Below are 13,375 nucleotides of genomic sequence, written 5' to 3'. Positions count from 1 at the left end.
GCGGCAATGCGCGGTTTGGTCGCCGGGCCCCCACTCTGGCATCATAAGCAAACGGAACCTGGCTCCGGTAAAGATACGGAACACTGTTCCGCTTGGCAAGTCCGGCAGTGGAGGGAGCGGCGCGGTGAACGACGGCGACAGGGGCGCGGGGCCCTCGGCCCGGTCCAAGCGGGCGGACGCCCGGCGCAATCAGGAGACCCTGCTCGACGCTGCCGCCTCGGTATTCGTCGCCTCGGGCGTGGAAGCGCCGGTGCGCGACATCGCGGCCAAGGCCGGTGTCGGAGTGGGCACGATCTACCGCCACTTCCCGACCCGGGCGGACCTGATCATCGCCGTCTACCGGCATCAGGTCGAGGCCTGCGCCGAGGCCGGTCCGGCCCTGCTGGCGAGCAGCGCGACACCGCATGCCGCACTGGGCCAGTGGATCAATCTCTTTGTCGACTTCCTGGTCACCAAGCACGGCCTCGCCGCCGTGCTGCGGTCCGACAACACGAGCTTCGACACGCTGCACTCGTACTTCATCGACCGTCTCCTGCCCGTGTGCACCCAGCTGCTCGACGCGGCGGCCGACGCCGGGGAGATCCGACCCGGCCTGAAGGCGTACGAGCTCATGCGCGGCGTCGGGAACCTCTGCATCGGCGCCGAGCACGACCCCGGCTATGACGCACGACGACTGGTCGCACTCCTCGTCGAGGGGCTGCGCCAACCGCGCTGACGGCGCCCGATGTCTGAGTACGTACCTGAGTATCCGGACGGATACGGAGCCGACCGCATCCGCCCATCCTTGTCCGCATGAGTGAGACACCGGTCAAGCAGCAGAGCACGGCCGCGTTCTACGGTCAGGCGGTCGCCTCCTTCGCCGTCGCCATGGCCGCCACCGCCGTCGGCATCTTCCAGCTGAGCGCCGACGCCTGGGTGCGCGGCTTCCTCGCCATCTCCGTGCTCTACCTGGTGACCTCCGCCTTCACCCTCGCCAAGGTGATCCGGGACCGGCAGGAGGCCGGGCAGATCGTCAGCCGGGTCGATCAGGCGCGGGTGGAGCAGCTGCTCGCGAACCACGATCCCTTCGAGAAGCTGTAGCCGCACGATCCGTTCGCGAAGCTGTGGATCTGCCGCGCGCCGCCCGGCGCTACTCGTCGATGACGAGCCCCTTGGCCTCGAGCACCGCCGCCAGCCGGCTGACCTCGATCACGCTCTTCCCCGCGCGGTAGGCGGCGATATACGCGTCTTCCGCGTCGACGCGGGCCCGGGACTTGGCTATGACGTCCTTCAGGTCCTCGCGGCGCACCACCACGACCCCGTCGGCGTCCGCGCGCACCACGTCTCCCGGGCGGACGATCTCGCCGCCGATCAGGACGGGTTCGGCCATCGGGCCGACGGTCTCCTTGACCGTGCCCTTCATGCTGACGCTGTACGAGAACACCGGGAAGCCCAGCTTCCGCAGCTCCTGGGTGTCGCGGACACCGGTGTCGGTGACGAGACCGCCGAGCCCCTTGGCCACACACGCGTTGGCCAGCACATCGCCGAAGGAGCCCGCCTCGGCGTACTGGCCCGCGGAGACCACGATGACATCGCCGGGGCGGGCGTTGGCGATGGCCACCTGGAGCATGATGTTGTCCCGTGGCGCGCAGCGCACGGTGAAGGCGGGGCCGCAGACCGGCATGGCGGGATCGATCGGCTTGATGGTGGAGTCCAGGGCCCCGAGGCGGCCCTGGGCCTCGTGGACAGTGGCGGCGGAGTACCCGCTCAGCTGGTCGACGAGGGCGGGGTCGGGCCGGTCGAACCGGGTGGTGACGCGCAGCATGTGGCTCCTCGATGTGTTCAGGAAAGGTCCGCACAGGCACGGGCGATGCCCTCGCACGCCGCGGTGAGGATGTCGTGGGAGGTCGCGAAGGAGATACGGAAGTACCCCGGTGCGCCGTACGCGGCTCCGTGGATCACCGCCACCCGCCGCGACTCCAGCAGATGGGCGGCGAAGTCCTCGTCGGTGCGGATCTCGTCGCCGGACGGGGTGCGCCTGCCGATGGCTCCGGCGCAGTTGACGAAGTGGACGCCGTCCTCGTCACCTCCTGGGGCTCCACCCACGCGGAGCATGTGCTGAACGCCATCGCGGAGGGCAAGCCGGTGTTCTGCGAGAAACCGCTCGCCACCACCGCCGGGGACTGTCTGCGCGTCGTGGAGGGCGAGCGCGCCCACGGCCGCCGCCTCGTGCAGGTCGGTTTCATGCGCCGCTTCGACGCCGGATACCGCCAGATGAAGGACGTGCTCACCTCGGGCGCCGTCGGCACTCCGCTCATCGTGCACTGCGCACACCGCAACCCGACCGTGCCGGAGTCCTACGTCTCCGCGATGGCGGCCCAGGACACGGCCGTCCACGAGATCGACGTACTGCGCTGGCTGCTCGACGACGAGATCAGCTCAGTCCAGGTGACCACCCCGCGCGCCACCGGCAAGCGGTTCGGCCACCTCAAGGACCCTCAGATCATGCTCTTCGAGACGGCGAACGGTGTCCGGATCGACCTGGAGGTCTTCGTCAACTGCCAGTACGGCTACGACATCCAGCGCGAGACCGTGGGCGAGGACGGCCTGGTCAGACTGCCGGATCCGGCGGCCGTCGGCATCCGCGCCGCCGGGCGGCACGGCACCGGCGTGCTCCAGGACTGGAAGGGCCGGTTCGGCGATGCCTTCGACACCGAGTTCCGCGAGTGGATCGCCTCGGTCGCGGCGGGCGCCGAACCCACCGGCCCGTCGTCCTGGGACGGCTACGCCGCCACCGTCATCACCGATGCCGCCGTCCAGTCCCTGGAGTCGGGCGGCCAGATCGTCACCGTCGATATGAAGCCCCGACCCGCGTTCCACGGAGCCGCCTCGTGAAAATCGCACTCGACCCCTATATGCTCCGCGCGCTGCCGCTCGACGAGATGGTGCGCACGGTCGCCGAACTCGGCTACGAGTACATCGAGTTGTCCCCGCGCGACGACTTCATGCCGTTCTTCCTCCACCCGCGGGCGGGCGACGAGCGCGTCGCGGAGCTGAAGCGGGCCCTGCGCACGCACGGTGTCCAGCTCTCCTCCGTGCTGCCGCTGTACAAGTGGTCCTCGCCCGACGAGACCGAGCGGCAGACCGCCTTCCGCTACTGGCAGCGGATGATCGAGATCACCGCCGACCTCGAATGCCCGCTGATGAACTCGGAGTTCAACGGCCGCCCCGAGCGCGCCGCCGAGAGCGAGGCCGCCTTCTGGCGTTCGCTGGAGGAGCTGCTGCCGCTCTTCGAACGCGAGGCCATCGCCCTCAACCTGGAGGCCCACCCGGACGACTTCTGCGAGGAGAACACCCCCGCGGTCGACCTGGTCCGCGCCATCAACGTGAACTACCTGTACTGCGCTCCGCACACCTTCCACCTCTCCGGCGCCGAGCCGACGGCGGACATCGCGGCGATGATGGCTTACGCGGGCGACAAGCTCCAGCATGTGCACATCGCGGACTCCTTCAACCACAAGGGCTCCTCCGGGCTGCGTTACATCCTCAACCCGCCCGGCACCCCGGCCCGTATCCACCAGCACCTGGACGTCGGCCAGGGCGAGGTCGACTGGGACACCTTCTTCGGCACCCTCCGCGAGCTGAACTTCGACGGTGTCGCCACGTCCTGCGTCTTCGCCTGGGAGGAACGGGCGCGGGAGTCCTCCGCCTTCATGCTGAACCGCATCCGCAAGGAACTCGCGGTGTGAGACCCGGCGGCCGGGCGCAGGAGTCCCGCCGAAGGACAGGCGGGCCGGTCAGCCGCGCAGGGCCCGCAGATGGGCGCTGCGGACGTCCGTGGTCTGGCCCTGCACCAGCAGGAACAGGCCCTCCCGGGCCAGCCGCTGGGCGGGGCTGCCGAGGCCGAAGGCCCGGCCGCCGCCCGCCACGATCGCCGCGGTGGTGGCGGCGCGCAGCACGTCGTAGGCCCGGGTCTTCACCACGAGCCGGTCCGCCAGGCGCTCGCCCGGGGGAACCTCGTCCACCAGCGCGTACGCCTCCCGGCGCACCTCGCGCAGCCGCTCGCCCAGCACCTGCGCCGTCTCCTTCGCCTCCGCGTCCCCGGCGGTCTCCAGCAGATCCAGGGCGGCGCCGGCCACGCCGAACACGGCCGGGCTGGGGTTGGTGTTCTTCGGCCGGTCCGCGACCGCCCACTCCTCGTAGGGGCGGCTCCAGACCACCGCCTCCTCGGGCACCAGCAGGCCGTCCAGCTCCAGGCCGACCGTGCGGGTGCCGGTCAGCGCGGCGAGTTCGAGCCGCGGTGTGGGACGCAGACCGGGCTGCTCACGGGCGTCCGCGACGGCGAACAGCGCCTCGCCGTCGTCGGTGACCCCGGCGAGCAGCATCACATCGTTCAGGCCCCAGCCGGTGTACCACGGCACCCGGCCGTCGAAGCGCCGGCCGCCCGGGACCCGGGTGACCCGCACCGGCGTGCGGGGGAAGGCCCGCAGATGGGAGAAGGCGATACCGGACAGCAGCGTGCCGTCGCACAGCGGCCGCAGCAGCCGTTCGCGCGCCGGGGAGCCGGCGGCGGCGAGCATCCTGACCGGGCTGTGGTGCTGGGCCTGGACGAAGTAGGTGGAGCAGCACGCCCCGGCGAGGATTTCGGCGATCTCGCGGGCCACCGCGTCCGGCGCCTGCGCCCCGCCGTACGCCGCCGGGCCGCTCACCCCGAGCACCCCGGACCTCTTGACCTCGCCGATCACGGCCGGGGAGACGCCCTCGCGGTCGGCGGCCTCGGCGCCGGGTGCCAGCACCTCGCGGGCGAGGCGCCGGGCCGCTCCGATCAGCGTCGCGGTCGAGGCGGTCATGACCGCTCCCGAGCGTCGGGGGAGGCCAGACCGGCCAGCAGCAGGCGCATACCGCGGTGGAAGTGGGAGTCCCAGTCGTCCTCCTCCAGGAGCGGGAAGTGGCCGGCGAGGGTCGGGTATTCGTCGATGTGGGCGCGGATGTGGGCGTCCACGGCCGAGCGGGTCGCCGCCTCGTCGGAGCGCTGCCGCCACACGGCTTCGGAGGAGGCGGAGCCGATCACATAGTGGGTGATGGTGGCCGCGGCGGACGACAGGTGGACCCCTTCGAAGCCGCCGGTGGTGAGCGCGGTGTAGGCGAACTCCGAGCAGCGCAGGGCGTTGGGTCCCATGAGGGGGCGGGAGTTGGCCAGGGCGCCGGCCCATGGGTGGCGCAGCAGGACCGAGCGCAGGCCGGTCATGAACGCCTCGACGTCGTCCTGCCATGAGGCGCTGTGCAGCTCGGGGAGGTCGAGTCCGGCGAAGACCGCGTCGAGAGCGAGGTCCAGGACGTCGTCCTTGGTGGCCACGTGCCAGTAGAGGCTGGTCGCGTGGGCGCCGAGCCGCTCGGCGAGCCGGCGCATGCTCAGCTTCCGCACACCGTCGCGGTCCAGCAGCTCGACGGCGGTGGTGACGATTCGCTCATGTGACAGCTGAGGCCGTGGGCGGGCGGTCTTCCCGGTACGGAACCACACCGCTCCCGGTGCGTTGTCCAGCACCTTCTTCCCCTGGTCCGCGTCCGTTCCCCTGTTCCCGTCCGGCTTCGTGCTCACGAGCCCGCAGCCTACCTCTTTGCGGTCACCGCTCCACCGCTCCTACAGTGTTGGAGGTAATCCAACACTGTAGGAGAACGAGGGAGAGTCATGAGCGACGAGGAAGGCCATCCGCGCCGGTGGGCGATCCTGGTGGCCCTGTGTGCCGCCCTGCTCGTGATCGTCGTCGACAACACCGTCCTGCATGTCGCGGTGCCCGCCATCGGCGATGCCTTCGACGCCTCGACGGACCAGCTCCAGGCGGTGATCGACGCCTATGTCGTGGTCTTCGCCGGGCTCCTCATCACCGCGGGGGTGCTCTCCGACCGCTACGGCAGGCGGCGCGCCCTCGTCGTGGGGCTGCTGGTCTTCGGGGCGGCGTCGGCGCTGGCCGCGGCGGCCCCGTCGGTGTGGTGGCTGATCGCGGCGCGGGCGCTCATGGGGGTGGGCGCGGCGCTGGTGATGCCCGCGACGCTCGCGGTACTCGTCGTGGTCTTCCCCGAGCGGGAGCGCCCGCGGGCCTTCGCGCTGTGGAGCGCGGTCGCCTCCGTCGGCATGGCGGCGGGGCCCCTGCTCGGGGGCGCCCTGGTGGACGCGTGGAGCTGGGCGGCGGTCTTCCTGATCAACGTCCCCGTGGTGACGGTGGCCCTGTTCGGGGTCGTACGGCTGGTGCCCGAGACCCGGGCGGCCGACGGCCGGGGACTGGATCCGTACGGCACCGTCCTGGTCACCGCGGGCATGACCGGCCTGGTCTGGGCCCTGATCGAGGCCCCGGCGTACGGGTACACCGCGCCCGCGGTGGTGGCCGGGGCGGCGGTGGCGGTGCTGGCGCTGGTCGGCTTCGGCGTACGGCAGCGGCGCTCCGCGACGCCGATGGTCGATCTGCGGCTCTACCGCGACCGGCGGTTCGCCGGGGCGGGTTTCGCGGTGGCGGTGATGACGATCGCCACGGGCAGCACCCTCTTCGTGCTGAGCCAGTATCTGCAACTGGTGCTCGGCTACAGCGCGTTCGAGACCGGGCTCGCCGCGGTGCCGCTCGCCGCGGGGGTCGTCGCGGGCTCGGCGGTGGGCGGCCGGGCCCCGGCCAGACTCGGGGCGCGGGCCTGCATCGTCACCGGATTCACCGTCACCGCGGCCGGATTCGCGGTGCTGGCCTCGCTCTCCGAGAGCGGCGGCTCCGCGGCGGTGTCCATCGGGCTGGGGCTGGCGGGCCTCGGATCCGGTATCGCGGGGCCCTCGGCGACCAGCACGGTGCTGGGGGCGGTGCCGCCCGAGCGGGCCGGTATGGGCTCCGCGCTCAACGACACCCATCAGCAACTCGGCATCGCCCTGGGCGTGGCCGGGCTGGGCGGCCTGCTCGCCACCGTCTACCGGGGCAAGCTGCCGGACGGTCTGCCCGAGGACGCGATGTCCTCGCTCGGCGCCACCCTGTCGCACGCCCGGGACCGCGCGGACGGCGCGGCACTGGCCGACGCGGCCCGCTCGGCCTTCACCGACGCCCAGTCCGTCACGATGGGCGTCGGCGTGGCGGCCGCCCTGACCGGCGCGGCCGTGGCGCTGCTCGCACTGCCGGGCCGCACCTCACCGGTGGTGGCACCCGAGCCGGAGTCCGAGGAGGCGGGGCAGCCGGGGTCACAGCGGGACGCGGAGTGAGGACCGGCCCTTCCGCCAGGTGTCCAGGACCTCATCGGTGAAGCGGTCCTCCAGGAACACGGTGGCATCGACGCCGAACGCCACGTCCGCGGCGAGCCCGGGTTCGCGCTTCAGGAGGTCGTCGATCACCTCATGGCGTACGACCTGCTCGTGTACGGCGTCGGCCTCCACGTGTTCGGTGTAGAAGAACACCGCCGCCTCGCCCGCGCCCAGTCGTCGCAGGGCCCGGGCCAGCCGGTCGGAGGCGGGCGGGGAGGTGATCTCGACGGTGGCGAAGTGGCCCACCAGGGCGCCGCGCAGCGCCCTGTGCAGTCCCAGCAGCGACATCATGTTGACCACCGCCAGCATCCGCGCCGACGCGGCGTCCAGATAGTGGTTGTACGTCGGGTCCAGGCCCAGGTCGGCCATCAGAGCGGCGAACAGCTCCGCGTGCACCCGGTCCCCGTGCCCGGCCCCGAACTCGTCGTACTCCACGGCCGCCATCGCCGCCTTGGCCCGGCCCCGAAGCCGTGGCAGCACCCATACATGCGGGTCGGCCTCCTTGAGCTGGTAGAGCGACCGATGCGCGATGTACTCGCGCATCTGCCACCGCTCGCCCTCGTCCCGGAGGAAGTGCGACACGCCCGTCCCGTCGGTGGGCTCCACCAGCAGCCCGGACACGGCGGCGTCCGGGTCGTCGTGCGTGGTGGCGTCGGAGCGCAGCGCGTCCAGGAAGCGCCGCTCCAGCGTCTGCCGCGTCCGGAGCAGCTCGATATCCCACTCCCATGCGTCGTCCACACCGGAGAAGCCCTGGTAGTGGAGTTCGTAGCACACATAGAGCGCGAGTTGCAGATCGTCGCCGTACGGATCGGCCGCCCGGAGCGACCGGCCGCCGGGCGGCGTCGCCCCGCCGGGCTCGCGTACGAGGGCGTCGACGAGCGCGCCGGACACCTCTCCCCGCGCCGTGGGCAGGGGCATCGGCCGGGTCGTCGTCGCGGGGTGCGTGTCGCTCACCGTTCCTTGTGCTCCGTCCGCCTCTGTCGTGGTGGGCTTCGGCTTCGCCTTCGTGGGCCGGGTGCCCCTCACCACCTTCCGCAATCGCGGCGCGGACAACGCCACCGGACCGTGCCACGGCATGCGACGACTCAGTCGGCTCCGGTCCCTTCGACCAGGACGCGGATGGTGTCCAGCCCGGGGTCGGCCGCGTCGGGGAGATTCATCCCGGCCTTCAGCCCGGAGCGCAGATAGTCAAGGACCGGCTGCTTCAGTACCTCGCCGGGCAGCACGGCCGGTATGCCCGGCGGGTAGGGAGTGATCATCTCGGCCGCCACCCGGCCTGCCGCACGGGCCACGGGCAGATCCTCCGTGGCGCCGAAGTAGGCGTCCCGCGGCAGGCAGGACTGTTCCATCCGCAGCTCGTCCGGCGTCGGCACGGCCACCTCGGGGGCGGGCCGCAGATCCTCCGCGTGCGCGGCCGGCTCGCGCAGCGCCGTCAGCAGCGCTCCGGTCGTCGAGGGGTCGTCGGCGTGGGTGAGCTGGGTGCTGATCCGCCGGTGGTCGGCGAGATGGGCGTTGACGTCGTGCTGTTCCCGGAGCCAGTCGGCGGCGCGGTAGCCACTGACCCCGAGACCGGTGAGGTCGATGACGACCGGAAACGGATCGAAGTCACTGCCCAGGCCGGGGCCCACGTAGTCCGCGGGCCCGTCCACGTGCAGTCCGTCTACGGCCGCGATCTCGTCGCGCACCGCATGCGCCCGGCGCAGGGCCGCGCCGAGCGGTTCCTCGCCGTGCAGCACCATCTGCCGGCGCCACCCGTCCATTCCCGCGTAGAGGAGCACGGACGGACTCGTGGTGCCGAGCAGACCGGCGCGGGACTTCAGGACGGCCGGCTCGATCAGGTCGCCCCGGAGATGGAACACCGAGCCCTGCTCCAGGCCGCTGCCCATCTTGTGGATGCCGGTCACGCAGACGTCGGCACCCGCGTCCATGGCCCAGCTCGGCAGCTCGGAGCAGAACGGCAGATGTGCTCCCCAGGCCTCGTCGACGATCAGCGGACGGCCGCGCCGATGGCAGACCTCGGCGATCCCCGCCAGGTCGGCGCAGGATCCGTACGGAGTGGGGCTGGTCACCAGCGCTCCCCTGGCCTCCGGGTGCTCATCGAATGCCCGCTCGAACGACGCGGTCGACGGCGGATGCGCGATATGGCGGGCACCGTCCCATTCGGGTTCCACCCAGATCGGCCGGACGCCGGAGATGACCAGGCCGGAGACCACCGATTTGTGCGCGTCCCGGCCCACCAGCAGGGTCTCGTGGGGGCCCGCCACCGCCAGCATCGCGGCCTTGGCGGAGAGCGAGCTGCCGCAGGTCGAGAAGAAGGTGTGCTCGGCGCGCACCGCGTCGGCCATCAACTCCTCCGCGCGGTCCAGCACACGGCCCGACCCCAGCCGGTCGTCAAGGCCGCCGAAGGCGAGGAGGTCGGTGCGGAACACCTCGTCCCCCAGAACCTTGACGACCTCCGGGTCGGCGCCCCTGCCCTGCTTGTGCCGGGCGGAGTGAACGGGAGGGCCCCGCGCTCGTGGTAGCGAGCCAGGGCCGCCAGAATCGGAGCCTGCATGTGATCCATGGCGGACGAGTCCCCTTCCACCTGCGGAGAAAACCGTGCCTCCTCAGCGCTCCTCAGCGCTCCTTGCGCGAGCGGTGGAAAAGCCACGCCGCGGGTACGAACCAGCAGATCACGAACCAGAGCAGGGCCGCGGCCGCCAGCCAGAAGGCGGTGACATCGACCACGACGACACGCAGGATCAGCAGCAGCGCCGACGCCACCGTGCACAGCAAAAGCACCAGCCCGGCCACGGTGAAACGGGAGGCCCAGTCCACCGTTTCCGGCTTCAGCCGGCGGCCGGTGACGATCCGGTGCAAGGAGACGGGTGCGATCAACGCGCCGGTGGCCGCCGCGCCCAGAAGGACGGTCACGACGTAGATGGCCCGGTCCACCTGGCCCAGGTCGTGGAAGCGCGGGGTGAAGGCGACCGTGAGCAGGAACGCGAACAGGATCTGCACACCCGTCTGCGTCACCCTCACCTCCTGGAGCAACTCGGCCCACTTGCGGTCGGCCCGCTCCTCGCGAGTCTCCACACGGCCGGACCGAGCCTCACGGCCACGGTTTCCGGGCGCGTCGCGGTCGTCGTGCATCAGCTCAGGTCACCCCAGCACGGCGACCGCGAACGCGATGCAGAAGGTCGCGAACAGCGCCACAAAGAGCCAAATGACGATCGTGGGCCCCTTCGACCAGCCCTTCGTGGGGTTGTACGTCTCGCGGGGGCCCGCTTCCGACAGGCCGTCCTCGGCCGGTGGGGTCTCGCCCGGGGGCACGCCCACGCTCGGCCGGAGTCCGGAAGATCCGGGAGTCGAAGGGCCTCCGGGAGGCCCAGGAGATCCGGCAGGCCCGGGAGTGCGGTCAGGATGCGGGTTCTGCTGGTCCATGTCCGATGCGCTCCTTTCCGCCTGCGGCGCGCCGGCTCCCCCGGTCCGCCACCCCGTTCGAGGCGCCGTCCCCGGTGGACTCTTCCCACCATACGGCGGAAGAGCGGCCGGGCACCGCCGGGCGTTCGCGGCACACCGTGAGCGTCACGGTTGCCCGGCGTTCGAGGCGGTGTCGGTGTGGAACACCAGCTGTCCGTCCGCGACCTCCACCCGGGCCCGGTCGCCGGACGAGATCTCGCCGTCCAGCAGCAGTCGCGACAGACGGTTGTCCACCTCCCGCTGGATGGTGCGGCGCAGCGGCCGGGCACCGTACGCGGGTTCGTGGCCGCGCCGCGCGATCCAGTCGACGGCCTCCGGGGCGAACTCCACGGTGACGTTCTGGGCGTGCAGCCGACGGCGGGTCTCCTCCAGCAGCAGATCGGTGATCTGGCGCAGATGCTCGTCCGTGAGCTGCCGGAAGACCACGATCTCGTCGACGCGGTTGAGGAACTCGGGGCGGAAGTGCTCGCGCAGCGGTCGCAGGACGCGCTCGCGCCGGGCCTGCTCGTCCGTATCGGCGTCCGCGGTCCCGAAGCCGAGGGCGCCGCGCCCGCCGATGGCCTCGGAGCCGAGGTTGCTGGTCATCACGACGACCGTGTTGCGGAAGTCGACCGTACGGCCGTGGGCGTCGGTGAGCCGGCCGTCGTCGAGCACCTGGAGCAGGGTGTTGAACACGTCCGGATGCGCCTTCTCGATCTCGTCGAACAGGAGCAGCGCGTAGGGGCGGCGGCGCACCGCCTCGGTGAGCTGTCCGGCCTCCTCGTGGCCGACGTATCCGGGTGGCGCGCCGACCAGCCGGCTGACGGTGTGCCGCTCCTGGTACTCGCTCATGTCCAGCCGGACCATCAGGTCCTCGCTGCCGAACAACGCCTCGGCCAGCGCCCGCGCGAGTTCGGTCTTGCCGACGCCGGTCGGACCGAGGAAGAGGAAGCTGCCGATGGGACGGCCGGGGTCGGCAAGACCGGCACGGGAGCGCAGCACCGCCTCGGCCACGGCGCCGACGGCCTCGTCCTGCCCGATGACCCGCTCGGACAGGTGTTCCTCCAGGCCGAGCAGGCGCTGCTTCTCCTCCTGGGTGAGGCTGCTGACCGGGATCCCGGTCTGGCGGGAGACCACCTCGGCGATGTCCTCGGCGGTGACCTCGAGGCCCTGCCCGTCGTCGGGTTCGGTGCCGCCGTCGGCCTCGATGCGGCGGTTCAACTCGGCTATGCGGTCGCGCAGTTCGGTGGCCCGCTCGTACTCCTCCGCGGCCACCGCCTGGTCCTTGTCCCGGGTCAGCTGCTCGACCTCGCGCTCCAGGATTCGGGTGTCGGTGCCCTTGGTGCGCGAGCGCAGCCGCACCCGGGCGCCGGCCTGGTCCACCAGGTCGATGGCCTTGTCGGGCAGGAACCGGTCGGTGAGATAGCGGTCGGACAGCTCCACGGCGGCGAGCAGCGCCTCATCGGTGAAGCGGACCTGGTGATGGGCCTCGTAGCGGTCGCGCAGACCGCGCAGGATCTCCACGGCGTCGGCGGCGGAGGGCTCCGGGACCAGGACTGGCTGGAAGCGCCGGGCCAGCGCCGCGTCCTTCTCGATGTGGCGGCGGTACTCCTCCAGCGTGGTGGCGCCGATGACATGGAGTTCGCCACGGGCCAGGGCGGGCTTGAGCATGTTGCCCGCGTCCATGGAACCGCCCTCGGCGCCGCTCGCGCCCGCGCCGACCACGGTGTGCAGCTCGTCGATGAAGACGATCAGCTCCTCGGAGTGGGTGCGGATCTCGTCGATGATGCCGCTCAGCCGCTCCTCGAAGTCGCCGCGGTAGCGGGTGCCGGCGACGACCGCGGACATGTCCAGGGCGACCACCCGGCGGCCCAGGAGGATGTCGGGGACGTCTCCCTCGGCCACGCGCTGGGCGAGCCCTTCGACGATGGCGGTCTTGCCGACTCCGGCGTCGCCGATCAGTACGGGGTTGTTCTTGCCCCTGCGGGACAGCACCTCGACGGTCTGCTCGATCTCCTGCTCGCGGCCGATGACCGGGTCGATCCGCCCCGCGTGGGCGAGGTCGGTCAGATCGCGGCTGAACTTGTCGAGGGTGGGCGTGTTCTGCCGTCGGCCGGACTGCTGCCCGGCCGCCCTGCTCACCGGCGGCTGGCCCGGTGCGCTCTGCGGTCCGCCCCGGCCCGCCGCGGGGTCGAAGGGCAGGGAGTTGAGGATGCGGCCGGCCGTGGAGTCGTGGTTGGCGGCCAGCGCCCCGAGCACATGCTCGGGGCCGATGTAGGAGGCGCCGTTCATACGGGCCAGTTCGTGCGCGTCCAGCAGGGCGCGCTTGACCGCTGGGGTGACGGACAGCTGGGTGCGCCGCGGCCCCTCGCCGCTCATCCGGTCGATCTCCGCGGCCAGCGCGTCGGTGTCGGCGCCCGCCCCCGCCAGCAGCTCCCGGGTCGGCTCGGCGGCCAGCGCGGCACGCAGCAGATGTTTGGTGTCCAGATCGGCGCTGCCGTGCTCGGCGGCATAGGTGGCCGCGTCGGCGACGAGCTGCCGGGCGGGGTCGCTCATCAGGCGGCCGATGTCGATATGGCGGAGGCCGGGGCGCGGTCCGCCGCCGAGGAATCGCGCCATGAATTCCTCGAACGGGTCTGGACCGAAGTCCCCCGGACCCATGAAACCGCTGCTCATGGCCTTCCG

12 protein-coding genes and 1 pseudogene are annotated in these 13,375 nt (G+C 71.7%); 5 read left to right on the top strand and 8 right to left on the bottom strand.

The features are described 5' to 3' along the window. The first annotated feature begins 124 nt into the window (after nucleotides 1-124). Nucleotides 125-715 (top strand): TetR/AcrR family transcriptional regulator, encoded by a 591-nt coding sequence (locus LIV37_RS48490; RefSeq protein WP_020874422.1) that lies wholly within the window; start codon nucleotides 125-127, stop codon nucleotides 713-715. Nucleotides 716-792: 77 nt separating this feature from the next. Further along, the gene (locus LIV37_RS48485) at nucleotides 793-1,080 is read left to right on the top strand and encodes a YiaA/YiaB family inner membrane protein (RefSeq protein ID WP_020874421.1); all 288 of its coding nucleotides are present in this window, start codon (nucleotides 793-795) and stop codon (nucleotides 1,078-1,080) included. A 49-nt stretch (nucleotides 1,081-1,129) separates the two neighbouring features. Here the strand turns inward: LIV37_RS48485 and LIV37_RS48480 are convergent, their stop codons facing one another. Next, nucleotides 1,130-1,804, bottom strand: coding sequence for a 4-carboxy-4-hydroxy-2-oxoadipate aldolase/oxaloacetate decarboxylase (locus LIV37_RS48480; RefSeq protein ID WP_020874420.1), 675 nt, complete (start codon nucleotides 1,802-1,804; stop codon nucleotides 1,130-1,132). 74 nt (nucleotides 1,805-1,878) lie between these two features. Between LIV37_RS48480 and LIV37_RS48470 the strand changes: the two genes are divergently transcribed. After that, nucleotides 1,879-2,874, top strand: a complete 996-nt coding sequence (locus tag LIV37_RS48470) for a Gfo/Idh/MocA family oxidoreductase (protein WP_373920788.1) — start codon at nucleotides 1,879-1,881, stop codon at nucleotides 2,872-2,874. Beyond that, nucleotides 2,871-3,728 carry a sugar phosphate isomerase/epimerase family protein gene (locus LIV37_RS48465; RefSeq protein WP_020874417.1) on the top strand — a complete coding sequence of 286 codons (858 nt, stop codon included), beginning with the start codon at nucleotides 2,871-2,873 and terminating at the stop codon, nucleotides 3,726-3,728. The genes LIV37_RS48470 and LIV37_RS48465 overlap by 4 nt, the downstream gene beginning before the upstream one ends. Nucleotides 3,729-3,776: 48 nt before the next feature. Here LIV37_RS48465 and LIV37_RS48460 read toward each other — a convergent pair whose 3' ends face one another. Beyond that, complete coding sequence (locus LIV37_RS48460) at nucleotides 3,777-4,829, bottom strand: acyl-CoA dehydrogenase family protein (RefSeq protein ID WP_020874416.1); 1,053 nt, start codon at nucleotides 4,827-4,829, stop codon at nucleotides 3,777-3,779. Then, nucleotides 4,826-5,578 carry a TetR/AcrR family transcriptional regulator gene (locus LIV37_RS48455; protein WP_020874415.1) on the bottom strand — a complete coding sequence of 251 codons (753 nt, stop codon included), beginning with the start codon at nucleotides 5,576-5,578 and terminating at the stop codon, nucleotides 4,826-4,828. The genes LIV37_RS48460 and LIV37_RS48455 overlap by 4 nt, the downstream gene beginning before the upstream one ends. Nucleotides 5,579-5,668: 90 nt before the next feature. Between LIV37_RS48455 and LIV37_RS48450 the strand changes: the two genes are divergently transcribed. Beyond that, the gene (locus tag LIV37_RS48450; RefSeq protein ID WP_020874414.1) at nucleotides 5,669-7,210 is read left to right on the top strand and encodes an MFS transporter; all 1,542 of its coding nucleotides are present in this window, start codon (nucleotides 5,669-5,671) and stop codon (nucleotides 7,208-7,210) included. Here the strand turns inward: LIV37_RS48450 and LIV37_RS48445 are convergent. The 5 genes and pseudogenes from LIV37_RS48445 to LIV37_RS48425 form a co-directional block, all read right to left on the bottom strand. Further along, nucleotides 7,190-8,167, bottom strand: coding sequence for an iron-containing redox enzyme family protein (locus LIV37_RS48445; RefSeq protein WP_121826705.1), 978 nt, complete (start codon nucleotides 8,165-8,167; stop codon nucleotides 7,190-7,192). The two genes, LIV37_RS48450 and LIV37_RS48445, sit on opposite strands and share 21 nt — an antisense overlap. Nucleotides 8,168-8,334: 167 nt before the next feature. Further along, nucleotides 8,335-9,812 (bottom strand): annotated as a pseudogene (locus tag LIV37_RS48440) (aminotransferase class I/II-fold pyridoxal phosphate-dependent enzyme). 53 nt (nucleotides 9,813-9,865) lie between these two features. Beyond that, entirely contained in the window at nucleotides 9,866-10,381 is a 516-nt protein-coding gene (locus LIV37_RS48435) for a DUF6328 family protein (RefSeq protein WP_020874411.1), read from the bottom strand. Between the two features lie 9 nt (nucleotides 10,382-10,390). Continuing rightward, nucleotides 10,391-10,672, bottom strand: coding sequence for a DUF6480 family protein (locus LIV37_RS51955; protein ID WP_274596707.1), 282 nt, complete (start codon nucleotides 10,670-10,672; stop codon nucleotides 10,391-10,393). A gap of 144 nt (nucleotides 10,673-10,816) precedes the next feature. Further along, on the bottom strand, nucleotides 10,817-13,366 hold the full coding sequence (locus LIV37_RS48425; protein WP_020874409.1) for an ATP-dependent Clp protease ATP-binding subunit: 2,550 nt from the start codon (nucleotides 13,364-13,366) through the stop codon (nucleotides 10,817-10,819). Between the last annotated feature and the right edge of the window lie 9 nt (nucleotides 13,367-13,375).

The organism is Streptomyces rapamycinicus NRRL 5491, assembly GCF_024298965.1.
GTDB lineage: Bacteria > Actinomycetota > Actinomycetes > Streptomycetales > Streptomycetaceae > Streptomyces > Streptomyces rapamycinicus.
This window is presented reverse-complemented; position numbering and strand designations above follow the sequence as displayed.